Origin of the sequence: Agathobaculum massiliense (genome assembly GCF_900291975.1) — a bacterium.
GTDB lineage: Bacteria > Bacillota > Clostridia > Oscillospirales > Butyricicoccaceae > Agathobaculum > Agathobaculum ammoniilyticum.
The window spans coordinates 1591187-1616780 of sequence record NZ_OMPN01000001.1 but is presented as its reverse complement, the minus strand read 5'-3'; the positions used below and the strand labels follow the sequence as shown (position 1 = coordinate 1616780).

The following is a 25594-nucleotide window of genomic DNA, read 5'->3' as shown; positions in this document are numbered from 1 at the left end:
TTCCTCCCAGGAGATTTGGTGTAGGACAAGGGTCATGGGTTCCCCTTGTTTTGCAGGTCGCGCTCCATGGTTTCCTGGATAGCGCGGGCAATAAAGGCGGCCATGCTTTCGCCCTGGCGTTCCGCATGCGCCTGAATGACCTGCTTCTGCCCTTTTTTGACGCGGAACTGGATCTGGTCGTAGGCTTTGGCGTTGTACTTTTCGTTTGCCCTGCGGCGTGCTTCACTGATTGGCATAGTAATCCCTCATGGTTGTACTGAAATCAGTACAAAATTTTGTGTTATTTTTGTGAAATTTAATAATTGATAATACACTGATTTCAGTGTATTATCTATACAGAGGAAAAGAGGTGAGAAAATGAAAAGTATCTTTGCAGAGATTTTCTATCTGTGGAGCGAGCAGGGCGAAAAGCCCCGCAAGGAGGCGCTCCTGAGCCGTTTTGACCGCCTGCACAGCATGACGGAGGCAGGGGAAAGCGGCGAACGGCTGTGGGATGCGTGCATGGACTATGCCGACCTGTTGGAGCAGCAGGCCTTTGAGATGGGGTTCGTCTGGTCGGCAGGTCTGCGGGAAGAGCTGGCGTGTTTTCGGCTGCCGCCGCGCACGGTGTACGAAAAAAGCCCGGCATCCGGCGCATAGCGCGAACGACGGGCTTCTCTACTGGAGCTGCTGACCGGATTTGAACCGGTGACCTCATCCTTACCAAGGATGCACTCTACCTACTGAGCTACAGCAGCAAAATGGCAGGGGCAGTAGGGATCGAACCCACGGCACTCGGTTTTGGAGACCGATGCTCTACCAGCTGAGCTATACCCCTGTATGGCTCCTCAAGTTGGACTCGAACCAACGACCCTGCGGTTAACAGCCGCATGCTCTACCAACTGAGCTATTGAGGAATGTCCAAAGATGCTGGTACATCTATTACAGTTAGCCTAAATATTATAGCGCGCATTATTTCAGTTTGTCAATAGGTAAAGATAAGAAAAACAGGAAATTTATAAATAGCGATCGGGGAGCGGAGGGGGAGGGCGTGGGTTTCCGCTTTGGCGAAAGCGGGGAAGCTGCGCCTGCGCGGCGCGGGCGGACAAGAGGGGAGAAACCGTCGGTTTCTCCCCTCTTGCCAATCACCCCTTTTCCCTGATGCGCAGGCCGGAGGCCGGAACGGCTGCGCCGTTCCTATTTCTGATCGGGACCGCTCCGAAAAAAATACGGAGGCTGTTGCGGGAGCTCTGTTCGCGCGGAGGTTAGAGCGGGACAGCGGGAAAACGGATGCCGCCTGTCCGAAACGGTCTATGCGCGCGTAACAGTGCGCGGGAGGGAGAAGCCGCCGCCCACCCCACCCACCACCCCCTTGGGGTGGAAGCCGTTGCGCTTACCGTGATACAGCAAATGGGCGGCAGGTGGAACGCACGACCTACCTTGCGCGCGGAGCGCGCGGGAGCAAATGCCGTAAACCGGCCCTGTGGAAGCGCCAAAGCCTTGCAGCCGTGAAAAAAGGAAAGCAGGGAATTCAAAAGGGGAGGACAACCCATGCGGGTTGTCCTCCCCTTTTGCCCCCGCGCCGGGCGGCGCACTGTCCCCGCTGCCGAGGGGGTCTTTCCAAACAGGTTATTCCGCCAGCCGGAAAATCTCCAGGATTGCCGGCTTATCCAGCGGCACATAGCTTTTGACCGGCCCGCCGGCAGTCCTGATCGCGTTGTCGGCAAGCGTTTCGTAGTTTTCCGGCTTGATGCCGAGCTGCGCCATATGCACAGGCATGCCGATCTCCTCAAAAAACCGCTTGAGGGTCAGGATTCCGTCGCGCGCGGTGCGTTCCGGATGGGAGAAATCCATTTCCACCCCGAGGACACGGTGCGCGAGCTGCGCGAAACGCGGCACGTCATGCTCCATCACATACAGCGCCCACGCGGGGAACAGCACGGACAGGCCCGCGCCGTGCGCGATTTCATCACGGAAAGCGGAAAGCTCGTGCTCGAGCTTGTGGACAGGGAACAGGCGCAGGCGGCCGCATTCGGTCAGGTTATTGTGCGATATGCTGCCCGCCCACATGAGCGTGGCGCGCGCCTCATAGTCGTTCGGGTCGGCGATGGCGCGCCGGCCCGCGTCGCGCGTTGCGATGAGCAGCCCCTCGGCGATGCGGTCGGTGATGTCGGTTTCGCCGCCAGCGGTCAGGTAACGCTCCAGCGTGTGCATCATGATGTCCACAATGCCGCAGCCGGTCTGGAATTTGGATACAGTGAACGTGTTTTCCGGATTGAGGAAACTGATGCGGGGGCGGTTGGTCTGGCTGGTGATGCCGCGCTTTTCCTTGAGCTCCTCGTTGGTAAGCACGCAGGAGTTGCTGGTTTCCGAGCCGGAAGCCGAAAGCGTCAGCACCGAGCCGACCGGAAGCGTTTGATCGGGCGCGGTGCCGGTCGCAGCGAACTCCCAGGGGTCGCGGCCTGTGGCGACGCCCATGCCAATGCCCTTGGCGGAATCGAGGACCGAGCCGCCGCCGACCGCCAGGATGAAGTCGATGCCCTCGCGCTGGCACAGCTCAATACCGCGGCGCACCATCGAAATTTTAGGATTTGGCTCCACGCCGCCCAACTCGACAAACGACAGGCCCGCTTCAAAAAGGCTGTGCTCCACCCGATCGAGCAGGCCGGAGGAGCGGGCGCTCGACCCGCCGAAATGCACGAGCACGCGGTGCGCGCCAATCTCCTTGAGCTTGGGGCCGATATCCTTTTCGATATCGCGTCCGAAAACGACTTCGGTTGTGGTATGGATGGTGAAATTCAGCATAGTGGGGTTCGCCCGCCCTTCTTATTATAAGATAGTTATATTATACCTGTGCGCTTGCCAAAAGTCAAAAAGTTAGATAGAATAATTACCATATGGGATGAGGGCTGCGGCGGATGGAGAAAGGCTGAATATGGTTTACGATTATTCGTTCCTGCAATGGATGCTGATATTTTATATTTACTGCTTTTTGGGCTGGTGCTTTGAGTCCACGGTCGTTTCCGTGCAGCAAAGGCGCTTTGTCAACCGCGGCTTTCTCCGTGGGCCGATGCTGCCGATTTATGGCTTTGGGGCTACGCTTCTGCTGCACGTTTCGCTGCCGCTGTATAACCATCCGGCGGCGCTTTTTGCTGTCAGCATGCTGGTAGCAACAATATTTGAGTATATTGTCGGCGTAGTCATGGAAAAACTGTTCAAGGTAAAATACTGGGACTATTCTTCCCATCGATTCCAGTTTCAGGGACGGATCTGCCTGCAATCGTCCTTGTGCTGGGGATTTTTTGGGGTGCTTCTGGCGCGGGTTATCCATCCGCCGGTCGAGGTGTTGGCGGTGGGCCTCCCGTCCGTGCTGCTGGCGGTGCTGGTGGCGCTGCTGACCATTGCGTTCGCGGGCGACGTGGCGGTATCCGTCCGCACGGCGCTCGATCTTGCCAGACTGCTTGAGGAGCTCGACGAACTGCGCGAGCAGGGCGCGGCACTGCGGCATGAGCTGTCGCAGACCGCGATGGTGCGCCTGACGAATCTATCCTATCGGGTGGACGAGGCGCGCGGCGAGTGGTCGGAGAAAATGGACGATGCGCGCGCACAGCTCAACGAAAGAATGGACGACGCGCGCGAGCAATGGTCGGATACCAAGGAGCAGATATTGGACCGGCTGGATGAGATCCAGCAGCGTTTCAACGAGCGCGCGGAAAGCCTGAAGCGCACGCGTAAGAGAATGCTGCGCGGCAATCCGAGCGCGCGGTCGGCCCAGTACGACGACGTGCTGCAGCGACTGAAGCGGCATTTGGATTCGGATAAAAAGGGATAAACTGCACAAAATGCACGAAATGATGCAAAAGCGCTGTCGCTGTGCGTCTGGTTTCGTCAGTTTTTTGCTTGCTAAAATGCGCGTTTCAGGTGTATATTAATAGTACCCCCTGAACCTACCGATTTACTGGCAAATGGGGGCATGCAGCAAAACGAACCTTTTGCAGAGAAAGGCTGATATAAGATGAAAAAATTTGTCTATGCGGATAATGCGGCGACCACGCCGCTGTCCGAAACCGCGTTCGAGGCGATGAAGCCGTGGCTGACCGAGTATTACGGCAACCCTTCCTCGCTGTACCGCATCGGGCGCGCGGCAAAGGAAGCGCTTAACGAGGCGCGCGCCACGGTCGGCAAGTGCCTGAACGCGGCCATGCCGGTCAATGAAGCGAATGACTATGCGCCGGGCGAGATTATTTTCACCGCAGGGGGCTCGCAGGCAGACAACCTCGCTATCCGCGGTTTTATGCACGGGCCGGGCGCCAAGGGCCGCAAACATATCGTCACCTCCAAGATCGAGCATCACGCGGTGCTGTATACCTGCGAGGCGCTGGAAAAGGAGGGCTTTCGCGTCACATATCTGGATGTGGACAAGCAGGGGCGCGTCGATCTGGAGCAGCTCAAGCGCGAGCTGAGCGAGGATACCGCGCTCGTCACCATCATGGCGGCGAACAATGAGATCGGCACCATCCAGCCCATTCGGGAGATTGCCGAGCTGGCGCACGCAGCGGGCGCGAAGTTCCATACGGACGCGGTGCAGGCGGTCGGCCACATGCACATCGACGTGCAGGAAATGGGTATCGATATGCTCTCGCTTTCCGCGCACAAGTTCCGCGGCCCGCGAGGCGTGGGCGTGCTGTATGTCAAAAAGGGCGTGGCGCTGGAGCCGCTGGTATACGGCGGCGGGCAGGAGCGCGGCCTGGTTTCCGGCACGGAGAACACCGCGGGCTGCATCGGCCTTGCGGCGGCCATGAAAGAAGCGGTCGAGGGCCTGGATGAAAAAATGGGCTATGTCAAAAAGCTCACCGACCGTCTGGTCGAGGGCGTGATGAAAATTCCCTATACGCACTACACGGGCGATCCGGTGAACCGGCTGCCTGGCACAGCTTCGTTCGTGTTCGAGGCCATCGAGGGCGAGGGACTGATCCTGCGCCTGGATCTTGCGGGTGTGTGCGGCTCGACCGGCTCGGCCTGCTCGACCGGCTCGCTCGATCCCTCCCATGTGCTTATGGCCATCGGCCTGCCGCATGAGATCGCGCATGGTTCCCTGCGCCTGACGCTGGGCGAGCAGAATACCGAGGAGGACGTCGATTATATCATCGAGACTGTCACCCAGGTCGTAGGCACGCTGCGCGCCATGAGTCCGGTGTGGGAAGACGGCAGACCCAACCTGACCGCGGCCTCCAACCTGCACGGATAAGCCCCAAAAGATGAAAACCAAGCATTTTGATAGATTTGAGATATAAAGGGAGTCGTAATTATGCAGTACAGTGAAAAGGTACTCGACCACTTCACCAACCCGCGCAACGTAGGCGAGATCGCAGATGCGAACGGTGTTGGCGAGGTCGGCAACGCCAAGTGCGGCGATATCATGAAGATTTACCTCAAGGTGTCGGACGACGGCGTGATCGAGGATGTCAAGTTCAAAACCTTCGGCTGCGGCGCGGCGATCGCAACCAGCTCGATGGCGACCGAAATGGTCAAGGGCAAGACGCTCGAAGAGGCGCTCAAGCTGACCAACAAGGCGGTCGCGGAGGCGCTGGACGGCCTGCCGCCGGTCAAGATGCACTGTTCGGTGCTGGCGGAGGAGGCGCTTCGCTCGGCCATCGCGGATTATTACAAGCGCATGGGCAAGGATCCGGCCGAGATCCTCGGCTGCAGCCTGGATTGCGAAGCGTGCCACCACGAGCACGACCACCACACGCATTAAGCCGCGCGTAAACGCATATAATGAGGGCAGATTGCAAAATCTGCCCTTTTGGCATGCTTGATATATAGAAAAAAGGCAGGCTGCAGGCCTGCCTTGAGGGGATGGAAGCGTTAAAGCGCGTTTTCATGGAAGGAAGACAGGGCGCTCTGCATTTTGCCGATATTGGCGTCGTATACGTCCGCAAGCCCTGTGATGGTCAGGATGTAGTAGGCGCCGTCGGTTTGGAAATAGCTGACCTGCGCCCTGGCGGTCACGCCGCTCAGTTCGACGGTGTAGGATGCGGATTTGACGTTTTCGATCTCGGGCGCGTCCGGCCCGCCGCCGATCGCGACCTCGGCCTCGGCCGCGTCGCCGAAGGTGCTGAGCGTGGTTTGCTGGTGGTATGTGGCCAGTTCGTCCAGGTTGGAAAAGAACGCGAGCGACTGGTCAAGCGGTAGGGCCTGCACCATCACGGTGAAGCTCTGGTCGCTGTTGTCCAGCACCAGATGCTCGTCGTTACCGCCGTCGGTTACGGTCCAGCCTCCCTCGATTTCGGGTACGGACAGTGTGAACCGTCCGCTCGGCGCGTCATAGGGCATCAGAGCGGCGGCGTGGTCCGCCGTATCCGCGCCGGCATTATCTGCCGGCTGGCTGCCGCAGGCGGACAGGGAAACGGCCAGCAGGGCGGCGAGGCCCGCTGCGATGCGATGCAAATGCTTCATGAAATACATTTTCCCATTCTCTTTCTTTTTATTGCGGTACTTTCAGTATAGCATACGGGGACTCAGATAGAAACAAAAATCGTTCCGCAAGGGTGGCACACGATGACGGAAATTACAAAAAGTATAACATATCTAAAAGAATACAAAAAGTTAAAAGAAGCCCTGCTTGCCGGAAAAACACCGCTGCTTGCAGTCGGCCTGTCGGCGATCCACAAAGCGCATCTGGCGGCGGCATTGGGAGCGGAGACCGGCCGGCCGGTGTTCGTACTGACCGATGACGACAACGCGGCCAACCGCTTTGCCTCCGACCTGCATGCGTTTTCGGAAAAGCCGGTGACCGTCCTGCCGGCGCGCGACCTTGTCATGGCTGATGTGGCGGGCGTGTCGCGCGGCTATGAGCAGAAGCGGCTGGCGGCGCTGGACGGTCTGCCGGAGGCGCGGTTTGCGGTCGCCTCGGTGCAGGCCGCGGCGCTGCGGACGCTGCCGCCCGACGCGCTCGGGAGTGCGTCGGTGACCATCCGCACGGGGCAGGAGGCCCCGCTGGACGGTCTGGCGCAGGAGCTGACCCGCGCGGGCTATGAGCGGTGTACGCAGGTCGAAGGCGCGGGGCAGTTTTCAGTGCGCGGCGGCATTCTGGATGTATTCCCGCCGCAGGCGGAGCACCCATACCGCGTGGAATTCTGGGACGACGAGGTCGATTCAATCGCAACCTTTGACGTGGGTAGCCAACGGCGGCTGGACACGGCGGAGGCTCTGCGCTGTCTGCCGTGCATGGAGACACTGCCCGCGCTGGCCAAGGGCGGCGCGGCGGGGCTGGCAAAGGCTGTGTTGGGTCTGCTCTCCACCCGCCGCAAAAAGCATCCCGACCTGGCGGCCAACCTGGAACGCGACGCGGAGCGCCTGCGCGAGACCGGAGGACTGCCCGCAGCGGACAAGTACCTGCCGCTCGTCTATCCGGAGCCCGCGTCCGCGTTCGATTACCTGCCGGAAAACGCGCTTGTGCTCATTGAGGACACGCCGCGCCTGCGGGACGCGGCGCGCGATTTCCACGCCCGCATCGCGGACGATGTGACCGCCCTGCTCGAGCGCGGCGAGCTGCCGCCCGGGCTGGACGGATATGCGCTCGATTTTGCCAGCCTGTGCCGCGTGCCGCGTACGGTGCTGCGGTTGGACAGCTTCCTGAACAACGTTCCCGAACTGGTGCCGCAGCATCTGGAAAACTTTGTAGCCAACCAGATGAACGCCTACGGCGGCAATCTGGACATGGCGGCGGCGGATATCCGCGCCTATATCCAGCAGGGACGCGCGGTGGCGGTGGTCTGTGGCAGCGGGTTGCGCTGCCGCAACATGTGCGACGCGCTGACGGGCGCGGGCATCCGCGCGGCGGTCAGCGACCTGCTGCCCAAGGGGGGACACGTCAGCGTTCTGGAGGGGACGCTGTCCGCGGGCTTTGAGTACCCAGACCTCGGGCTGGTCGTGATGACCGAGGGGCAGGTGCTTGCGCGCCGCAAAAAGGCGCCGGTCAAAAAATCCAACCGCGACAGGGTCAAGTCGTTTACCGACCTGATGCCGGGCGACCTGGTGGTGCATGAGCACCACGGCATCGGCCGGTTCGTCGGCATGGAGCGCATGACTGTGGACGGCGCGGAGCGTGATTTTATCAAGATTGCGTTTGCCGGAACGGATTTCCTGTATGTGCCGGCGACCTCGCTCGATCTGATCTCCAAATACATCGGCGGCGGGGAGAACGAGCGCGTGCGCCTGAACAAGCTGGGCGGCGCGGACTGGTCCAAGGCCAAGGCGCGCGCCAAGGCCGCGGCCAAGAAGCTGGCCGAGGGGCTGATCCGGCTCTATGCCGAGCGCGCCAAGGTCCGCGGCTTCGCTTTCCCGCCGGACGACGAATGGCAGCGGGAATTTGAGGACGCGTTTCCCTATGAGGAAACCGAGGATCAGCTCCGCTGTATCGCGGAAATCAAGGAGGATATGCAGTCCGATCGGCCGATGGACCGCCTGCTGTGCGGCGACGTGGGCTTCGGCAAGACCGAGGTCGCGCTGCGCGCGGTGATGAAGTGCGTGCTGGCGGGCAAGCAGGCCGCCATCCTTGTGCCGACAACCGTGCTGGCGCGCCAGCATTACCTGACCGCGCTGCAGCGCTTCCAGGGGCATCCGCTGACGATCGAGCTGCTCACCCGCTACAAGACTGGCTCGGAGCAGACGCGTCTGCTGCAAAAACTGGAGGCCGGCTCGGTGGACGTGGTGATCGGCACGCACAAGCTGTTCAACAAGAGGATCAAATTCAAGGACCTGGGGCTGCTCGTCGTGGACGAGGAGCAGCGCTTCGGCGTTTCCCATAAGGAGGCGCTCAAGGAGCTTTCCAAAACCGTGGACGTGCTGACGCTGTCGGCCACGCCTATCCCGCGCACGCTCAATATGGCTCTGTCCGGCATTCGGGATATGTCGTCCATAGAGGAGCCGCCGCTCGACCGCCATCCGGTACAGACCTATGTTTTGGAGCAGAACGACGGTGTGCTGCTCGACGCGATCCGGCGTGAGCTGGCGCGCGGCGGGCAGGTATACTACCTGCACAACCATGTGGAATCCATCGCGCGGTGCGCGAACCTGCTCCAGCAGCGCCTGCCGGAAGCGCGCATCGGCGTGGTGCATGGAAAAATGACGCAGAAGGAGATCGCCGCTGCCATGAATGCCATGGCGGATGGCGAAACCGATATCCTAGTCTGCACGACTATCATCGAAACCGGTATCGACATTCCAAACGCAAATACGCTGATTATCGAGAACGCGGATAACCTGGGGCTGGCCCAACTGCACCAGATACGCGGGCGCGTGGGCCGCTCGTCGCGCCACGCCTATGCCTACCTGTGTTACCGGCGCGGCAAGGCGCTTTCCGAGATCGCGCAGAAGCGCCTGTCCGCCATCCGCGAGTACGCGGCGTTCGGTTCGGGATTTAAGATCGCCATGCGCGATCTGGAGATCCGCGGCGCGGGCAACGTGCTCGGCCCCGAGCAGTCCGGTCATATGATGAGCGTGGGCTACGACCTGTATCTCAAGCTGCTCGAGGAGGCCGTGCAGGAGGAAAAGGGCGAAATGCCCAAGCCGCGCGTGGACTGTGCGGCCGAGCTGCTGCTCTCCGCGAACCTGCCCGCCGCCTATGTGCCGGACGCGGGCCAGCGCGTGGACCTGTACCGCCGCATCGCGCTTATCCGCACGGAGGAGCAGAAGAGCGACATGCTCGACGAACTGATCGACCGCTTCGGCGAGCCGCCCGCGGAGGCGGTGGCGCTGCTTGATATCGCGCTGCTGCGCAGCCAGGCGAGCGGGCAGGGTATTGCCGAGATCAAACAGCAGGACGGCCGTCTGCTGCTCACCTTTGCGGAAACCGACTTTGCGCGCCTGTCCGTACTGTGCGGGGACAGCGACTTCAGGGGCCGTCTGCTGCTGAACGCAGGCTCGTCGCCGTACCTGTCGCTGCGGCTGAACCGCGGGGAGGAGTCGCTTGCCATGGCGCAGACACTGGTGGCGAAATACGCAGCTACCGCATAAAGCGCATGGGCGGCTTGACTTTCGGGCAGTATATGGTATACTGAAATCAAATTCAGATCGCAACGTATGCGACGACGCGGGAAGAGTAACCGTTTTCCGGCGCGCCCAAGAGAGAGGCCCCTCCGGCTGCAAGGGTCTTGCGCGCCGCGCGGAGAAGTGCGCCCGCCGAGCATCGGGGTCAAGCGCCCCGCGGGAATGCGCCCGTTACCGCGCTTTCGAGTGAAAAACAGGAGTGGAACCGCGACGTAAAGCCGCCTCTTTGGATAAAAGGGGCGGCTTTGTTGATAGAAGGAGACCACATGTGGGATGATCTTTTGACAGCGGTGGGCGAGGTGCTGCTTGGCTTTTGGCCGGACACCAGTAAGGCGGAGGATTATTTTGCCGCGGAGGTACTGGAAATAAGGGAAAAGCCCCGCTTTTCTGGCAGAAAGCGCCGTACGGTACGCCTGCGCCCGCTGATACGTCGGCCCGCAGGCTGGTACACCTGCAAAAGCAGGCATCTGCCTCTGTTCACGCCGAGACGGCGCGTTTTTGTTGCCGTCCGTAAAAACCAGATTATCCGAGTATCTGAACTGCGCCAAACAGATCAACCAGCCATTGTAAACAAATCCGAAAAGGAGATAAAGCCATGAAACTGTTCAACACCCTGACCCGTCAGAAAGAGGAGTTTGTCCCGATCACCCCGGGCGAGGTCAAAATGTATTCCTGCGGCCCGACCGTGTACAACTATTTCCACGTCGGCAACGCGCGCCCGTTCATCGTGTTCGACCTGCTGCGCCGCTACTTTGAATACCGCGGCTATAAGGTGCAGTTCGTGCAGAATTTCACCGATATCGACGACAAGGTGATTAACAAGGCCAACGAGGAAGGCGTGACCTATGACGTGATTGCCGACCGCTATATCAAGGAATACTACACGGACGCGGAGGGCCTCGGCATCGGCAAGGCGACCGTGCATCCCCGCGCGACCGAAACCATGGACGCAATTATCGGCATTGTGCAGAAGCTGCTCGATACCGGCCACGCCTACCTTGCCCCGAACGGCGATGTGTACTTCCGCACCAAATCCGATCCGGACTACGGTAAGCTGTGCCATCAGCCGATGGAGGAGCTGCAGGCGGGCGCGCGCATCTCAGTGGGCGAGCAGAAGGAGGACCCGATGGACTTCGCGGTCTGGAAGGCCGCCAAGCCCGGCGAGCCGGCGTGGGACACGCCGTGGGGCAGCAAGGGACGTCCCGGCTGGCATATCGAGTGCTCGGCTATGGTCAACAAATACCTCGGCCCGACCATCGACATCCACTCCGGCGGCCTTGACCTCATCTTCCCGCACCACGAGAATGAGATCGCCCAGTCCGAGTGCGCCAACGGCTGCGCGTTTGCGCATTACTGGCTGCACAACGGCTTTTTGACCATCGACAACGAGAAGATGTCCAAATCCAAGGGCAATTTCTTCATGGTGCGCGACGCGGCAAAGGAGTTCGGCTATGAGACTATCCGCATGTTCATGCTGTCCGCGCACTACCGCACCCCGCTCAACTACTCGGCCGAGTCGCTCGAGATGAACAAGGCATCCCTCGCCCGCCTGTACGAAGCCCGCAATAATATGGAGTTCCGCATCAGCAAGGCCGAGGGCGACGCAATGACCGCGGAGGAGTCCGCCAAGCTGGAAACCCTCGCGGCGTACAAGCAGAAATTCATTGACGCGATGGACGACGACCTGAACACCGCGGACGCGCTCTCCGCTGTGTTCGAGCTGACGCGCGAGATCAACGCCTGGATGGGCGCGCACCAGGACGCGACAAAGGCGTTTCTGACCGCGGCGCACAGCCTGTTTATGGAGCTGACCGGCGTGCTCAACCTGGTGCAGAAGCGCGAGGACGCGGCCGCCGATCCGGACGCGGACAGGATCGAGACGCTGATCGCCCAGCGCGCGGCGGCGAAGAAGGAAAAGAACTTTGCCGAGGCAGACCGCATCCGCGACGAGCTGGCCGCTATGGGCGTGACCATCAAGGATACCCGCCAGGGTACCCAGTGGAGCCGCGCGTGAGAGCGGACGGCTGAAAAATGGGAAAAATGAAAAAAGCGGTTCCGGTAGGAACCGCTTTTTGCTGCTTTGGGGGAGCGGGCGCGGGGTCAGTCCTCGCCGCCGAACAAATGATGGAGGAATTTTTTCCAACCGGGCGCCGGCGGCGCGGGATTGGCCGACTGCTGGTGCGCTTCGGAAATTGCCTGCTGCATGAGCAGCGCCTGCGCGCACACCGGATCGGGAACGGCCGGCTTTTTGCAGTACGTTCCGTCCGGCTGCAGGACGCGAGCCTTAACGGTGTCATGCTGCATGGCGTATAAGATATCATGCAGGCGCGCGCGGACCTCCTGACTGTCGATCGGGCAGGCGATCTCGACGCGGCGCTCGGTATTGCGCGTCATCAGATCGGCCGAGGAGATATACATTTTTTCATCCGCGCCGCGGCCGAATACAAAGATGCGGGAATGCTCGAGAAAACGGCCGACGATGCTGGTGACCGAAACGTTTTCCGTATGGCCCTTGACGCCGGGCAGCAGGCAGCAGATGCCCCGCACGATCATTTCGACCCGAACGCCTGCGCAGGACGCCTGCCGCAGCTTCTCGATCACATCGATGTCGGTCAGGGAGTTGAACTTGAGCAGGATGTAGCCCTCGCCGCCCTTGGCGATCTGCTCGTCCATCAGCGCGAGGATATGGTCCTTGAAGCTATTGGGCGCGACGAGCAGACGCTCGTATTTCCCCTCCAGATTGCCAAGCGCCATGTTGTTGAAAAACGCGCCCGCGTCCATGCCGATATGCTCGTTGGAGGTGATGAGCGACACGTCGGTATACTGCGCGGCGGTTTTTTCGTTGTAATTGCCTGTACCGACCTGGGTGATATAGCGCAGGCCCGCGCGGTCCTGGCGGGTGATCAGGCAGATTTTGGAGTGGACCTTGTAGTCCTCAAAGCCGTAGATAATCTTGCAGCCGGCCTCCTCCAGCCGTTCGGACCAGTCGATGTTGTTCTGCTCGTCGAAACGGGCGCGCAGCTCGATCAGCACGGTCACATCCTTGCCGTTTTCTGCGGCCGCGCACAGGTATTCAACCAGCTTGGCCTTGCGCGCGAGACGGTAGATCGTGATGCGGATGGAGACAACGTGCGGGTCGCCTGCGGCCTCGCGGATCATCTGCAGGAACGGCTCCATGGTTTCATAAGGATAGGAAAGCAGGATGTCCTTTTTGAGCGCCGCCTTGAGCAGGCTTTGCCCAGCGGGCAGCATGCCCGGCTGCTGTGGCGTGAACGGCGGGTCGGAAAGCGCAGCGCGCTGCTTTTCCGGCAGGTGCTCGCCCAGGCTGAACGCATACGCCATTTTGAGCGGCGCCCGGCGCGACAGAAAAATCTGCGCGTCGGTTACCTCGAAGCGGGTGCGGAAGTATTCCTTGAAGTGGTCGCTGATCGGGCGGTTGAGTTCAACGCGCACCACGGCCATACGGCGGCGCTGGCGCAGGAGCTTTTCCATCCGTTTGCGGAAGTCCCCCTCCTCCGCGCCGAACGTTTCGTCGTCCGGATTGATGTCCGCGTTGCGGGTGACGCAGAACACGGTTTTTTCCAGCACGTCGTACATCTCGAACACATGGTCCGCGTATTCGAGCAGGATATCCTCGACCGGAACGTACTGCCCGGGCTGGCCGGGCAGGAATACCAGCGCGGGCAGCGAGGCGGGTACGGGCAGCAGGCCGAGGCGCTCGTTTTTCTTATGGGCCAACAGAGCGGCGATGTGCAGCACCTTGCCCTCCAGATGCGGGAAAGGGTGGTGCGAATCCACGATCTGCGGCGACAGCACGGGCGCCATCACATTTTTGAAATAGTGCTTGATGTACTTCTGTCCCGCCGCGTCCAGCTCGCTGATGTGCAGACGGCACAGGCTTTCGCCGCGCAGCCGGCGTTCAACGTCGGAAAACGCGGCGTCCCGCCGCTCGTACAGCGGCTCCACCGCCGTGTAAATGCGGCGCAGCTGCTCGCGGGCGGTCATGCCGGATTTGTTGTCAATGTGGTTTTTATCGACTGCCGCCATGTCGTCCAGGCTGCCGACGCGGATCATAAAAAATTCGTCCAGATTGCTGGTGAATATGGAAAGAAACTTCAGCCGTTCGAGCAGGGGGACGCTCTCATCCTCCGCCTCGGCCAGCACGCGTGCGTTGAACTGCAGCCACGACAGCTCGCGGTTTTGTGTATAACCCTGTTCCCAAATCGCCTGTGTCATGCTGTACCCCTCTTTTCCCCACACAGGGCCGCGGCGGAATGCGCACACGGCTTGCATTATAATATCTTACTATTATTATACCGTATTTCCGCGCCCATACAATGCGTATTTTGTAAAAACCGCGTAAAATAATGCGCGTTTTTCGGCAGCGTAAGACTTGCGGAAAGGGAGAGGATTTGATACACTGAAAAAAAGAGAAAGGAAGACGTGGCATGAGAAATATTTGGCACGACATTAACCAGCGCTACATATCGCCGGGGCGCTTTACGGCTGTGATCGAGATTCCGGCCGGCAGCAAGAAAAAGTATGAGTTGGATAAGGAGACCGGTCTGCTGCGGCTCGACCGCATCCTGTATACCTCCACGCATTATCCGGCCAACTACGGCTTTATCCCGCGCACCTATGCAGACGACGGGGATCCGCTCGACGTACTGGTGCTGTGTACGGAATCGCTCGACCCGCTGGTTGAGGTGGAATGCTATCCGATCGGCGTGATCCGCATGATTGACGACGACGAGATCGACGATAAGATCATTGCGATCCCGTATGAGGACCCGACCTGGAATTTTTATCACGATATCGACCAGCTTCCCCCGCACTACGGCAGCGAGATATCGCACTTTTTTGAGGTGTATAAAGGCCTGGAGCATAAGCATACGGCCACGTCGGACGCGCTCAATCGGGAGACCGCGATAGAGGTGATCCAAGCCTGCATGGACCGGTACGAGGTGCATTTCTGCGGCCGCCGGCCGGAAAAAGAGGAGCGCTGACAGCGCGGTGTAAAAAAGAGAGGGAACGCCCGTTCCCTCTCTTTTATTATTACAGCTTGTCAAGCAGCAGCTTGAGCCAGGCGTCGTTCATGGCGGGGGTGTCGCGCAAGGGGAATTCCAGCCCCAGCCGGTCGTATTTTTCCAGGCAGAGTTTGTGGAACGGCAGGAACTCCAGCTTTTCCAGATTGGGGTAGCTTTCCGCCTTTGCCTTGACCAGCCGCAGATGCTCCAGGCTGTCCGTCAGGCCGGGGACGACCACATGCCGGATCCAGAGCGGGACGCCCTTCATGGCGGTGAGCTGCAAAAAGCGTTCCACCTGCGTGAGGTCGGCGCGGCAGTATTGGAAATAGTCCGCCTGGGTGAGGAATTTCAGGTCGCACAGCACCAGATCGGTATGGCGCAACACACGTTCAGCCCCGGCAAGATTGCCGACGCCGGAGGTGTCGAGCGCGGTATGTACGCCCTGCGCCTGAAGCTTTGCGAAAATTTCTTCCACAAACGGTGCCTGCAGCAACGGCTCGCCGCCCGATACCGTCACGCCGCCGGAATCGCCCCAGTAAGCGCGGCAGCGCAACGCCTTTTGAACCAGCGCGTCTGCTTCAACCGTGTCGCCGCCTTCTGCCGCCCAGGTATCCGGATTGTGGCAGTAGACGCAGCGCAGCGGGCAGCCCTGCAGGAATACGACATACCGTATACCCGGCCCGTCTACCGCGCCGAGCGACTGGATGGAGTGGATGCGTCCGGTCATCGTTGCACAACCTTTCTGGTGGGATAGGAACGGATGGCCCCGCGGCAAAAGCGGGGAGTACCGGCGAAAGCCGCTGCGGGAATTCTCTGAATCCAGGCGGAATGAGCTGCCCGTTCGCGGCCGTTATACCGCCTCGTGGAAGGTGCGGGAAATGACCTCGCGCTGCTGCTCGCGGCTGAGCTTGTAGAAATTGACCGCATAGCCGGAAACGCGGATGGTCAGGTTGGGGTACTGCTCCGGATGCTCGTAGGCCGCCAGCAGTGTTTCCCGATGGAGGACGTTCACATTGAGATGGTGGGCCTTCTGCGCAAAGTAGCCGGACAGGATGGAGACCAGGTTGCCGATGCGCGTGTCTTCGGTCTTACCGAGCGCGTCCGGCGTGATTGAAAACGTGTTGGAGATTCCGTCGCGGCAGTATTCATAGCTGAGCTTGGCGACCGAATTGAGCGACGCCAGCGCGCCGGAGGCGTCGCGCCCGCTCATCGGGTTCGCGCCGGGTGCCAGCGGCTCGCCCTTGCGGCGCCCGTCCGGCGTGTTGCCGGTTTTTTTGCCATACATCACGTTGGAGGTGATGGTCAAAATGGACAGCGTATGCACCGCGCCGCGATACAGCGGGAACGCGCAGAGGGCTTCGTAGAATTTGCGCACCTGCTCGCACGCGATCTGGTCGGCCCGATCGTCGTCGTTGCCGAAGCGGGGAAAATCGCCCTCGATCTCAAAATCGACGATGACGCCGTTCTCTGGATGGCGGATCGGGCGCACCTTGGCATAGCGAATCGCCGAGAGGGAGTCCGCCATGCAGCTCATGCCCGCGATGCCGAACGCCATCAGGCGGCGCACCTCGGTGTCGTGCAGCGCCATCTGGCTTTTTTCATAGGCATACTTGTCGTGCATATAGTGGATGGTGTTCATGGCCGAAACATAGGTTTTGGCCAGCCAGGGGCGGTAAAAATCCATCCGCCTCATAACTTCATTATAATCCAGATATTCGCCCTCGTAAACCGGCATTTCCGGACCGACCTGCTCAAATTTATTTTCGTCCCGACCGCCATTGATCGCCAGCAGCATCAGCTTAGCGATATTGGCGCGCGCGCCGAAGAACTGCATGTCCTTGCCCACGCGCATCGCGGAAACACAGCAGGCGATCGCGTAGTCGTCGCCGTAGAAGGGGCGCATCACATCGTCGTTTTCGTACTGCAGCGCGTCCGTATCGATCGACACCTTGGCGGTAAACCGCTTCCAGTTTTCGGGCAGCCGCTCGCTCCACAGCACGGTCAGGTTGGGCTCGGCCGCGGGGTTGAGGTTATACAGCGTGTTCAGCATGCGGTAGCTGTTTTTGGTGACCATATGGCGGCCGTCCTCACCCACGCCGCCGACCGCCTCGGTGATCCACATCGGGTCGCCGCCGAACAGCTCGTTGTATTCCGGCGTGCGCAGGTGGCGTGCCATGCGCAGGTGCAGTACGAAATCGTCCATGATCTCCTGCGCTTGGGCTTCGGTCAGCACGCCTGCGCGCAGGTCGCGCTCGAAGTAGATATCCAGAAAGGTGGAGGTGCGGCCCAGGCTCATCGCCGCGCCGTTCTGCTCCTTGATGCCCGCCAAGTAAGCGAAGTACAGCCACTGAACCGCCTCCCGCGCGTTTTCGGCGGGACGGGCGATATCAAAGCCGTAGGACGCGGCCATTTTGACTATGTCCTTGAGCGCCCTGATCTGGTCGGACAGCTCCTCTGCGCAGCGGATCTCCTGTTCGGTGGTCGGGATCCCGCCCAGCGCGTCCCTGTCCTTCTGCTTTTCCACGATCAGGCGGTCCACGCCGTACAGCGCGGCGCGGCGGTAGTCTCCGATGATGCGCCCGCGGCCGTACGCATCCGGCAGGCCGGTCAGCAGGCCGACGTGCCGCGCCTCGCGCACATCCCGCGTATAGGCGGAGAACACGCCGTCGTTATGCGTTTTGTGATGCCTGAATTCTTCCTCAATCCTGGGGGAGACCTCATAGCCATAGGCCTTGCAGGCGTCGCGCACCATGCGCATCCCGCCGAACGGGTTGCAGGCGCGCTTGAGCGGCTCGTCGGTCTGCAGGCCGACGATGACCTCGTTTTCCCGATCCAGATAGCCCGGGCCGAACGCGTCAATCGTGATAACGGTTTCGGTATCGATATCCAGCACGCCGCCCTTTTCGCGTTCCGCCGCGAGCAGGGCCGCGAATTTTTCGCGCATCCGCACGGTGCGTTCGGTCGCGGGTGCGAGGAAGGCGCCGTCGCCGTCATAGGGGGTGTAGTTTTTCTGAATAAAGTCGCGGACGTTGATCTCTTTCTGCCAATCGCCGCCGGTGAAGTTGTGCCATGCGTTCATTGATCGCTTCTCCTTTTCCTGGTCCGGCTGCCCTTTTCTGCATGCAAAAAAGGGCAGCATCGCTTGTTGCTTGCGACACTGCCCAGACGGTCGGCATTTATTGCGGAACCCCTGCTTCCCGGTGGTTTACGCTCCACCTTGCCCGTCAGTCGCAGGGAATCTGTCATGGCTTTAGGATATCATAGCGGGCAGGGAAAGGCAACTGCCGAAACTGACAAAAATTTTGTGAAAAAAACAGCATAGTCTGCCTGTCCCGTCAAAAAGCGAACAAATGTAAAACTGTGTAAAACCTTGGGTAAGCTCTTCACAAGCGGGGGAAAATGGCGTATGATAAGGATATAAAAACGAATGGGAGGAAGAACTGCCATGAGAATCGGAATGCTGACAAGCGGCGGCGACTGCCAGGGCTTGAACGCCGCGCTGCGCGGCGTGGCGAAGACGCTGTATAACGAATTTGGGGACAAGCTGACCCTGTACGGGATTCGGGACGGCTACCGCGGGCTGATCGAGGGAGATTACCATGAGATGAAGGAATCCGATTTTTCGGATATCCTGACGGTGGGCGGCACCATTCTTGGCACCTCGCGCCAGCCGTTCAAATCCATGCTCAAGGCGGAGGAGAACGAGGAAACCAAGCTCGAGAAAATGCTCAAAACCATTAAGGAGGCCAAATTCGACTGTTTGGTGATTCTGGGCGGCAACGGCACGCACAAGACCGCGAATCTGCTGTCCGAGCATGGCGTTCATGTGGTGACGCTGCCCAAGACGATCGATAATGACCTGTGGGGGACGGAGATGACGTTTGGCTTCCAGTCCGCGGTCGATATCGCGACAACGGTCATCGATTCCATCCATTCGACCGCGTTCTCGCATTCGCGTGTGTTCATTGTGGAGGTCATGGGGCATAAGGCAGGCTGGCTGACGCTGTACGCGGGAATTGCGTCCGGCGCGGATGTAATCATTATTCCGGAAATCCCGTATAGCGCCAAGGCCATCGCCAAGGCCATCCAGAAGCGAGAAAAAAGCGGCAAGCGTTTCTCCATCCTCGCGGTCGCCGAGGGCGCGATCAGCCAGGAGGAGGCGAAAATGAGCAAAAAGGAGTTCAAGGCCGCTCGGGAAGCCATGCCGTATCCCTCGATCTCCTACCGGATCGCGGAGGAATTGAAGGAGCTGACCGGCCAGGAGATCCGTGTGACCATCCCCGGCCATTACCAGCGCGGCGGCGCGCCCTGTCCGGCGGACCGCCTGCTGACCAGCCGCCTGGGCGTGGCGGCGGCCCAGTTAATCCGCGACGGGAAGTTCGGCAACATGGTTGCGGTGCAGGACGATAAGATCGTCCCCGTGCCGTTGTCCGAGGTGGCGGGCAAGCTCAAGACCGTCCCGCCGGACAGCGATATCGTGCAGGCGGCGCGCGATCTGGGGCTGTCCATGGGGGACTGACCCGAAATGGATGAAAAAGCACCGGAGCATAGCTCCGGTGCTTTTTTGCCGAAAACGGATAAAACAAAAGCGTCCGGACATGCTAACAGGGCGGAGCGGCGGAAAATATCCGTTTTTGGACAGAATTCACAGCTTCCGCGAGGTAAAACAGGGCCAATGCCGGAATTTTTCCAGAATGATAAGGATATCCCTGTCTAAACTTGACAAACTATCAAATGAAATATATAATCAAAAATAAGTTAGCTATTGCTAACTAAAAATAAAAAGGAGTTTTGTTTATGTCTTTGATTCATAAGGAAATCAGCGATTTTTCCGTGCAGTCCTATCAGAATAATGCGTTTCATACCGTCACCAAGAAGGATATCCTCGGCAAGTGGAGCGTGTTTTTCTTCTACCCCGCGGACTTCACCTTTGTGTGTCCGACCGAGCTGGAGGACCTGGCCAACAAGTATGCGGAGTTCAAGGCCGTCGGATGCGAGATCTATGCGGTGTCCTGTGACACGCATTTTGTCCACAAGGCATGGCACGACACCTCCGACCGTATCAAGAAGATCGAATACCCGATGCTGGCGGACCCGACGCACGCGCTGGCAAAGGACTTTAAGGTGTATATCAAGAAGGACGGCCTGGCGGAGCGCGGCAGCTTCATCGTCAATCCGGAGGGCCGGATCGTTGCTTACGAGGTAACGGCGGGGAATGTGGGCCGTAACGCGGACGAGCTGTTCCGCCGCGTACAGGCGAGCCAGTTTGTTGCCGAGCATGGCGACGAGGTGTGTCCGGCCAAGTGGCAGCCGGGCGCGGAAACGCTCAAACCCAGCCTGGATCTGGTCGGCCAGTTGTAAGGGCGTCGCGGAAAACAGCGGGGAGAGCATAGGATGAACCAAGATGTTTTGTATGACGCTGTTGTTGTCGGCGGCGGTCCGGCTGGATTGACGGCGGCATTATATCTGGCGCGTGCGCGTTACCGTGTACTGGTTGTGGAGAAAGCACGGTTCGGCGGGCAGATCACGATTACGGCCGAGGTGGTCAACTATCCCGGGGTGGAGCGCGCCAGCGGCGCGGACCTGACCGAAACAATGCGCAGGCAGGCGCAGCGCTTCGGCGCGGAATTCCTGCTGGCCGAGGTCACGGAGCTTAAACTGGACGGGGATATCAAAACGGTCCGCACCAGCCGGGGCGACCTGCGGTGCTTCTGTGTCCTGCTGGCGACCGGCGCGCACCCGCGGATGGTCGGTTTTAAGGGCGAGGAGGCGTTCCGCGGGCATGGCGTGGCGTACTGCGCCACCTGCGACGGCGAGTTTTTCACCGGCAAGGATGTTTTTGTGGTCGGCGGCGGCTTCGCGGCCGCGGAGGAGGGCGTGTTCCTGACCAAGTATGCCAGGCATGTCACCATCCTGATACGGGGCGACGATTTCAAGTGCGCGCCGTCTGCGGCGGCTGCGGCGCGCAGCCACGAGAAGATCACCGTACGGACGCATACCCAGGTGGAGGAGGTGTCGGGCGATACGGCGTTGCGTTACCTACGCTACCGCAACAGCCAGACCGGCGAGGTCACCGAGTACCGTCCGCCCGAGGGGGATACGTTCGGCGTGTTTGTGTTTGCGGGCTACCAGCCGGATACCGCGCTGCTGCAAGGCAAGGCGGAGCTGAACGCACAGGGCTATGTTGTGACCGATGCGTGCCAGCGCACCACGCTTCCCGGGGTGTATGCGGCGGGCGATGTCTGCGTGAAAAGCCTGCGTCAGGTTGTGACCGCGGTCGGTGACGGTGCGCTCGCGGCGACCGAGATAGAGCGCTGCGCGGCCGAGCTGCAGCGAAAAACAGGGCTGATCCCGCAAAAGCCGCAGATGGAGCCGGAATCGCCCGTGCAGGCAACGCAAGCGGCGGAGGACGGCTTGTTCTCAGCCGATATGCTGGCGCAGCTTCATACGGTGTTTGACAAGATGGCGTCCCCGCTGCGGCTGTGTCTGTATCTGGACGACCGTCCGGTTTCGGCGGAACTGAAAGCCTATATGGAGGAACTGGCCGGCCTGACCGATAAGCTGTCGGTCGAAGTGGTACAGTCCGAAGCGGCGGACCAGCCGTTTGTCCGCATCTGCCGCGCGGACGGCGCGCCGACCGGCCTTGCGTTCCATGGCGTGCCGGGCGGGCATGAGTTTACCTCGTTCGTTCTGGGGCTGTACAACGCGGCAGGGCCGGGGCAGGCCATCGAGCCTGCGGTAAAGGCGGCGGTGGAAGCGCTGGACAAGCCGGTCGAGTTGAAGATACTGGTTTCCCTGTCCTGCACGATGTGTCCGGAGTTGGTCACGGCGGCGCAGCGCATTGCGGCGGAAAGTCCGCTGGTTTCCGCGGAGGTATATGACCTGAACCATTTCCCCATGCTGCGGGAGCAATACCATGTAATGAGCGTACCGTGTCTGGTCGTCAATGACGGCAAGGTTTCATTCGGCAAAAAGAACATGGCGCAGGTGATGGACCTAATACGGAACGAACAAAAAGGATAAACAAAGCGCCGGAACGGCTGTAGAGCCGCTTCGGCGCTGTTTTATGCGGCTGGTCTGGATTCAGCAAAGGGAATCCAGCACCGCGTCGAGAAAATGACAGGGTGATAGCTGATGCCTGGTGAACCTGTCCGCCAGGCCGCGGACAAAAATCTCGTCGCAAGAGACATCAGGGATAAAAGCAAGCTGCGGAACGCCCTGTTCCGGCGCGCAGCAGCGCAGGCCGAAGGAGACATACCGTGTTCCGGCCTCCGCGGAAAAGAGCGTTTCTCTAACAGGATAATACTGAAGCTGTGGCATTGAGACCGACCTCCTGAGTAAATGACGTGACATCAATTTCGAGTAGGATGATCAGCCGGAGCATAACAGGCGTACTGGGAAGATGCGTCCCTTTTTCAATATGCTGGTACCAGCGTACCGAGATCGAGGCCGCCTCAGCGACCTGTTGTTGCGTCCAGCCGTGCTGGGTGCGCGCTTTGAAGAGTTCGCGAGAAATTGTAGAATTTAGAGACATGGTTTATTACCTCCTTCTTTAGAGGAAACATAAACCACGAAAAATGAAACAGAAACGAACTCATAGTTCAGGTTGTGGAAAATGACGAAAATTTCCTTTTAATCCAATAATTAGCGGAAAAATAAAGGGAAATAGTGTCGGAAATCCTGAATTAAAGCGCGATATTTGTCGATTGAATTTATATGCGGTTGCAGGAAAAATATACAAATATTTTTAAATTAATACAATTTATGGAAAAAGAAAGGCTTGCGCGGAGGCAAGCCTTTCAGGATGGGTGGAGGATGTTTTTTTATTTTTATATTTTAGTATTCCTTTATTACTGAAGTAGTGGAAGGAGATTCAATGTAATTTCCATTAGAATCTGTCACATAAACGGTAATTTTAGTAGTATAAGTGCCGTGGTCTACCCAATATGTATCACTTGCATTCACACCAACAACACCTGAGCCAGTATGAACCCAAGACTTAATTGATTTCCAAGAATAGTTTTCCATCTTTAGGAGTTCTATAGTCATGCGGATGTTGTAGCCAGGATGTACGCTTGCAAATCCTGAACAGGTCGCCTGCCCGAAACTAGAGATACTTAATCCGGCAGACATATTCATAACCTGTTCATACATTAATTCGATATCACTGTCTTCTTTAGTTGACACATCAACTGCAAAGGCGAAATTCGAACTTAATATCATGCTCAAAATAGCGAATATACATAGTAGCCTTTTTTTCATTTTTACCCTCCTGATTTATCCTCCATTTAATAAATACAGCAGAGTAAATTTTGCACCAATTATTTTTCGGAAATTCCTTCAGCTACTTTGATCAGTTCGTCTTGATTAATTTGAGATTGTAATAGGAATGTGCAGCCAGTAGACGGATCAGTAAAAATCAGATTCCAAAGTTCACCTTTTTTAAAAAGTTGGCCTGCCTTTCCATTTATTGTTATAGATGAAATTATGTCAACATCTTCAGTGTCTGTTATAACCGAACGGTCATTGTCTGTAATACTAATAAGAATATATTCATTTTCATTGTTTATATTTACAAAGTAAATACGAGTTGAATTATCTATTTCTGTATACATATGTTGACTAAATCCTTGGGGAAGATAATCAAAGTTATATTTTTGATTAGAATTATCTTGTGTTCCGTATTCGGTTGCAACAGAGCTATCCGTATTGAAAAAATTTAAGAATTTCGACCTCGCTCCGGCGTTCGCCAAGGTGGCCAAAAACAGCGCGATCAGCACCGCCGCCACCGGAATGAGCCGCTTTGCAATACGGCGCCGCTTCGGGGGCGCGGACTTTTGGGCAGCCTGCGCCAGCTTGTCCTTCAACTGCTGAATCTGCGCCTCGGTCGGCTGCTTGGGTACGCCGTCCGGCAGGTTTTTCTCTTCTTCAAGCAGTTCTTCCCCATACTGCTCCATATATTTTTGCATCATCAGACGCAGATAAGCCTCCTCCAGATGGTTCTGGAGTTCTGCTTCCTTGTCGGTCCCTTTATATTCAAAAGAGTCGTTACGCATCTTCGAGCTCCTTTTCCAGTTCCTTTTTCAAAGCCCGGCGCGCTCTGGTCAGAGCGCTTCTGATAGACGCCGGCTTGAGCCCGACCAGATCTGCAATCGCGGCGTCGGGCAGGTCCTCAAAGTATTTATCGAGCAGCAGCTCGCGGTCTCGGTCGCTCAAGCGCTCCAACGCGCGCCGGAACGCTTCGGCGGTTGCCTTTTTATCAAACAGCAGCGCAGGATCGATCGACCGGTCCGCCAGACCGGTTTCGATTTCATCCGTTACCTTGTAGCGGCTTCGGTTGGAGTATACCCGCCGCGCACGGTTGAGAAGTGACTTGGTTATGTAAGCGATCTGCTTTGCTTCGGGAAGCGTTTTCAGCAGTTCAGTTTTGGAAAGCATTGCTACAAAGGTATCCTGAATGATATCGTTGGCATCGTCAATGCCGGAAAACGAATTGAGTTTGCTCACCCATAGACCGTAGTGATCCGCATAAAGATGGATGAGCAGGGCTTGTGATGCGGGGTCATTTTCTTCGGTTTTGGCGAAAAGAAAAGATATCATGTCAGCATACTCATTTCTGTGGGATGATAGGGCAGTTAGAAGCCGGCACGGATGGGGGGCTGGGCAGTTTTTCCGAGGTAAGCTCCTGTATGCGCTGGGCAAAATTTAAAATCAGTTTGATATCGCTGTCGTTGAGTCCTTTTAATGTATTAACTGTTTCATGAAACAGCAGGGTGGCCGCCGGATCGGTGTCAAAAAACTGAGCGGGTGTGATACCGAAATAGTCGCATATATTGAGCAGCTGCTTGACCGAAGGCTGCGATTTACCCGAAGTGATCCCCTGAATATAGCTTTTGCTTAAGCCTAACTCCAAAGAGAGCTGGTATTCGGATATATCCTTCTCAAGCCGAAGCTGCGTAATGCGCTGGCCGATAAAATGAGAGTACATGGAGAATCACCTCTTGCATTGATGATACAACATAGATTCCCCAAAGACTCTGATAATAGAAGTCGTTTTATGGAAATAGTCCAATTATAAGCGGTAATTTAATGGTGTGACTTGTAAAAAAACGGATTTTATACAAATTTAAGTGGTAGCATTGGAAATATGAGGAATTTCTTCTAGGATGACAAAAAAGAAAATGAAGAAATTGTATAAAATAGTATTATTTTGGTAAATTAAGTGAATAATTCATGCTTTTTCGTCCAATTATATCATATTTTTAATAGGTAATCAATAAATGCAATTACACATCCGGCATGTACGGGACAATACGGCAAAACGCGGCCGGCGCAAAAGAAAAACAGACTGCGGCGGTGGCATCGACATAGGCAAGGCGGTTGCTGCGGTGGCGACCAACGGCCGCTCGAGCTGGGATTACGCGGCGCTGGAAACCAGGCCGTATGAGGAGGTCGCTATTCCGCCGCTTCTCCCGATTGCGGTGCCGACAACTATTCGGGCGGCCACCGGAAAGTGGCCAGACGGTAAAAATAAC

24 protein-coding genes, 3 tRNA genes and 1 riboswitch are annotated in these 25594 nt (G+C 58.0%); of the genes, 12 read left to right on the top strand and 15 right to left on the bottom strand.

The annotated features are described in order from the left end of the window. Positions 1-32 precede the first annotated feature (32 nt). The gene (locus DBQ51_RS08300; protein ID WP_054328155.1) at positions 33-236 is read right to left on the bottom strand and encodes a type II toxin -antitoxin system TacA 1-like antitoxin; all 204 of its coding nucleotides are present in this window, start codon (positions 234-236) and stop codon (positions 33-35) included. Positions 237-357: 121 nt separating this feature from the next. On the opposite strand from DBQ51_RS08300, the gene DBQ51_RS08295 reads away from it, so the two are divergent. Beyond that, positions 358-639, top strand: a complete 282-nt coding sequence (locus DBQ51_RS08295) for a hypothetical protein (RefSeq protein ID WP_107631270.1) — start codon at positions 358-360, stop codon at positions 637-639. Positions 640-661: 22 nt separating this feature from the next. On the opposite strand, the gene DBQ51_RS08290 is transcribed toward DBQ51_RS08295, so the two are convergent. The 4 genes from DBQ51_RS08290 to DBQ51_RS08275 all read right to left on the bottom strand — a co-directional run bounded on the left by DBQ51_RS08290 (position 662) and on the right by DBQ51_RS08275 (position 2784). Continuing rightward, positions 662-737: transfer RNA gene (locus DBQ51_RS08290), tRNA-Thr, on the bottom strand. A 4-nt stretch (positions 738-741) separates the two neighbouring features. Then, positions 742-817, bottom strand: a tRNA-Trp gene (locus DBQ51_RS08285). A 3-nt stretch (positions 818-820) separates the two neighbouring features. Next, positions 821-896: transfer RNA gene (locus DBQ51_RS08280), tRNA-Asn, on the bottom strand. A gap of 712 nt (positions 897-1608) precedes the next feature. Continuing rightward, the gene (locus tag DBQ51_RS08275) at positions 1609-2784 is read right to left on the bottom strand and encodes an iron-containing alcohol dehydrogenase (RefSeq protein WP_054328158.1); all 1176 of its coding nucleotides are present in this window, start codon (positions 2782-2784) and stop codon (positions 1609-1611) included. 130 nt (positions 2785-2914) lie between these two features. Between DBQ51_RS08275 and DBQ51_RS08270 the strand changes: the two genes are divergently transcribed. The 3 genes from DBQ51_RS08270 to nifU all read left to right on the top strand — a co-directional run bounded on the left by DBQ51_RS08270 (position 2915) and on the right by nifU (position 5737). Continuing rightward, the gene (locus DBQ51_RS08270; RefSeq protein WP_159068124.1) at positions 2915-3811 is read left to right on the top strand and encodes a putative ABC transporter permease; all 897 of its coding nucleotides are present in this window, start codon (positions 2915-2917) and stop codon (positions 3809-3811) included. A 183-nt stretch (positions 3812-3994) separates the two neighbouring features. Continuing rightward, positions 3995-5227, top strand: a complete 1233-nt coding sequence (locus DBQ51_RS08265; protein ID WP_054328160.1) for a cysteine desulfurase family protein — start codon at positions 3995-3997, stop codon at positions 5225-5227. A gap of 60 nt (positions 5228-5287) precedes the next feature. Next, positions 5288-5737, top strand: coding sequence for a Fe-S cluster assembly scaffold protein NifU (nifU, locus tag DBQ51_RS08260; RefSeq protein ID WP_107631268.1), 450 nt, complete (start codon positions 5288-5290; stop codon positions 5735-5737). Between the two features lie 110 nt (positions 5738-5847). Here the strand turns inward: nifU and DBQ51_RS08255 are convergent, their stop codons facing one another. Continuing rightward, positions 5848-6438: a hypothetical protein gene (locus DBQ51_RS08255; RefSeq protein WP_147574272.1), complete on the bottom strand. Its 591-nt coding sequence runs from the start codon at positions 6436-6438 to the stop codon at positions 5848-5850. Between the two features lie 102 nt (positions 6439-6540). On the opposite strand from DBQ51_RS08255, the gene mfd reads away from it, so the two are divergent. The 3 genes from mfd to cysS all read left to right on the top strand — a co-directional run bounded on the left by mfd (position 6541) and on the right by cysS (position 12046). Then, on the top strand, positions 6541-9999 hold the full coding sequence (mfd, locus tag DBQ51_RS08250; RefSeq protein WP_107631267.1) for a transcription-repair coupling factor: 3459 nt from the start codon (positions 6541-6543) through the stop codon (positions 9997-9999). A gap of 299 nt (positions 10000-10298) precedes the next feature. After that, positions 10299-10631 (top strand): hypothetical protein, encoded by a 333-nt coding sequence (locus DBQ51_RS08245; protein WP_107631266.1) that lies wholly within the window; start codon positions 10299-10301, stop codon positions 10629-10631. Continuing rightward, positions 10628-12046 carry a cysteine--tRNA ligase gene (gene cysS / locus DBQ51_RS08240; protein ID WP_107631265.1) on the top strand — a complete coding sequence of 473 codons (1419 nt, stop codon included), beginning with the start codon at positions 10628-10630 and terminating at the stop codon, positions 12044-12046. The genes DBQ51_RS08245 and cysS overlap by 4 nt, the downstream gene beginning before the upstream one ends. A gap of 86 nt (positions 12047-12132) precedes the next feature. Here cysS and ppk1 read toward each other — a convergent pair whose 3' ends face one another. Then, complete coding sequence (ppk1, locus tag DBQ51_RS08235; protein ID WP_159068123.1) at positions 12133-14268, bottom strand: polyphosphate kinase 1; 2136 nt, start codon at positions 14266-14268, stop codon at positions 12133-12135. Between the two features lie 212 nt (positions 14269-14480). Here ppk1 and DBQ51_RS08230 point away from each other — a divergent pair, with 212 nt between their 5' ends. Continuing rightward, positions 14481-15038, top strand: coding sequence for an inorganic diphosphatase (locus DBQ51_RS08230; protein ID WP_054328163.1), 558 nt, complete (start codon positions 14481-14483; stop codon positions 15036-15038). 49 nt (positions 15039-15087) lie between these two features. Here the strand turns inward: DBQ51_RS08230 and pflA are convergent, their stop codons facing one another. Both pflA and pflB read right to left on the bottom strand, forming a co-directional pair. Further along, positions 15088-15786, bottom strand: coding sequence for a pyruvate formate-lyase-activating protein (pflA, locus tag DBQ51_RS08225; RefSeq protein ID WP_107631263.1), 699 nt, complete (start codon positions 15784-15786; stop codon positions 15088-15090). Between the two features lie 123 nt (positions 15787-15909). Beyond that, entirely contained in the window at positions 15910-18138 is a 2229-nt protein-coding gene (gene pflB, locus DBQ51_RS08220; protein WP_107631262.1) for a formate C-acetyltransferase, read from the bottom strand. A gap of 73 nt (positions 18139-18211) precedes the next feature. Further along, a riboswitch (ZMP/ZTP riboswitch) is annotated at positions 18212-18301 on the bottom strand. Between the two features lie 203 nt (positions 18302-18504). On the opposite strand from pflB, the gene DBQ51_RS08215 reads away from it, so the two are divergent. The 4 genes from DBQ51_RS08215 to DBQ51_RS08205 all read left to right on the top strand — a co-directional run bounded on the left by DBQ51_RS08215 (position 18505) and on the right by DBQ51_RS08205 (position 22082). Further along, positions 18505-19578, top strand: coding sequence for a 6-phosphofructokinase (locus DBQ51_RS08215; RefSeq protein ID WP_054328165.1), 1074 nt, complete (start codon positions 18505-18507; stop codon positions 19576-19578). 6 nt (positions 19579-19584) lie between these two features. Then, positions 19585-19776, top strand: a complete 192-nt coding sequence (locus DBQ51_RS16555; RefSeq protein ID WP_159068122.1) for a hypothetical protein — start codon at positions 19585-19587, stop codon at positions 19774-19776. An 80-nt stretch (positions 19777-19856) separates the two neighbouring features. Further along, positions 19857-20420, top strand: a complete 564-nt coding sequence (ahpC, locus tag DBQ51_RS08210; protein WP_054328166.1) for an alkyl hydroperoxide reductase subunit C — start codon at positions 19857-19859, stop codon at positions 20418-20420. 33 nt (positions 20421-20453) lie between these two features. After that, complete coding sequence (locus DBQ51_RS08205) at positions 20454-22082, top strand: FAD-dependent oxidoreductase (RefSeq protein ID WP_054328167.1); 1629 nt, start codon at positions 20454-20456, stop codon at positions 22080-22082. A 60-nt stretch (positions 22083-22142) separates the two neighbouring features. Here the strand turns inward: DBQ51_RS08205 and DBQ51_RS08200 are convergent, their stop codons facing one another. The 6 genes from DBQ51_RS08200 to DBQ51_RS08175 all read right to left on the bottom strand — a co-directional run bounded on the left by DBQ51_RS08200 (position 22143) and on the right by DBQ51_RS08175 (position 25047). Continuing rightward, positions 22143-22379 carry a DUF6514 family protein gene (locus tag DBQ51_RS08200; RefSeq protein WP_054328168.1) on the bottom strand — a complete coding sequence of 79 codons (237 nt, stop codon included), beginning with the start codon at positions 22377-22379 and terminating at the stop codon, positions 22143-22145. Next, positions 22351-22593: a helix-turn-helix transcriptional regulator gene (locus tag DBQ51_RS17615; protein ID WP_082397365.1), complete on the bottom strand. Its 243-nt coding sequence runs from the start codon at positions 22591-22593 to the stop codon at positions 22351-22353. Before DBQ51_RS17615 ends, DBQ51_RS08200 begins: the two co-directional genes overlap by 29 nt. Before the next feature lie 302 nt (positions 22594-22895). Next, positions 22896-23321, bottom strand: a complete 426-nt coding sequence (locus DBQ51_RS08190; protein WP_107631261.1) for a hypothetical protein — start codon at positions 23319-23321, stop codon at positions 22896-22898. Positions 23322-23380: 59 nt separating this feature from the next. Continuing rightward, positions 23381-24115 carry a DUF4367 domain-containing protein gene (locus DBQ51_RS08185; RefSeq protein WP_107631260.1) on the bottom strand — a complete coding sequence of 245 codons (735 nt, stop codon included), beginning with the start codon at positions 24113-24115 and terminating at the stop codon, positions 23381-23383. Further along, entirely contained in the window at positions 24108-24659 is a 552-nt protein-coding gene (locus tag DBQ51_RS08180; protein ID WP_054328170.1) for an RNA polymerase sigma factor, read from the bottom strand. The genes DBQ51_RS08185 and DBQ51_RS08180 overlap by 8 nt, the downstream gene beginning before the upstream one ends. A gap of 10 nt (positions 24660-24669) precedes the next feature. Next, positions 24670-25047: a helix-turn-helix domain-containing protein gene (locus tag DBQ51_RS08175; protein ID WP_054328171.1), complete on the bottom strand. Its 378-nt coding sequence runs from the start codon at positions 25045-25047 to the stop codon at positions 24670-24672. Between the last annotated feature and the right edge of the window lie 547 nt (positions 25048-25594).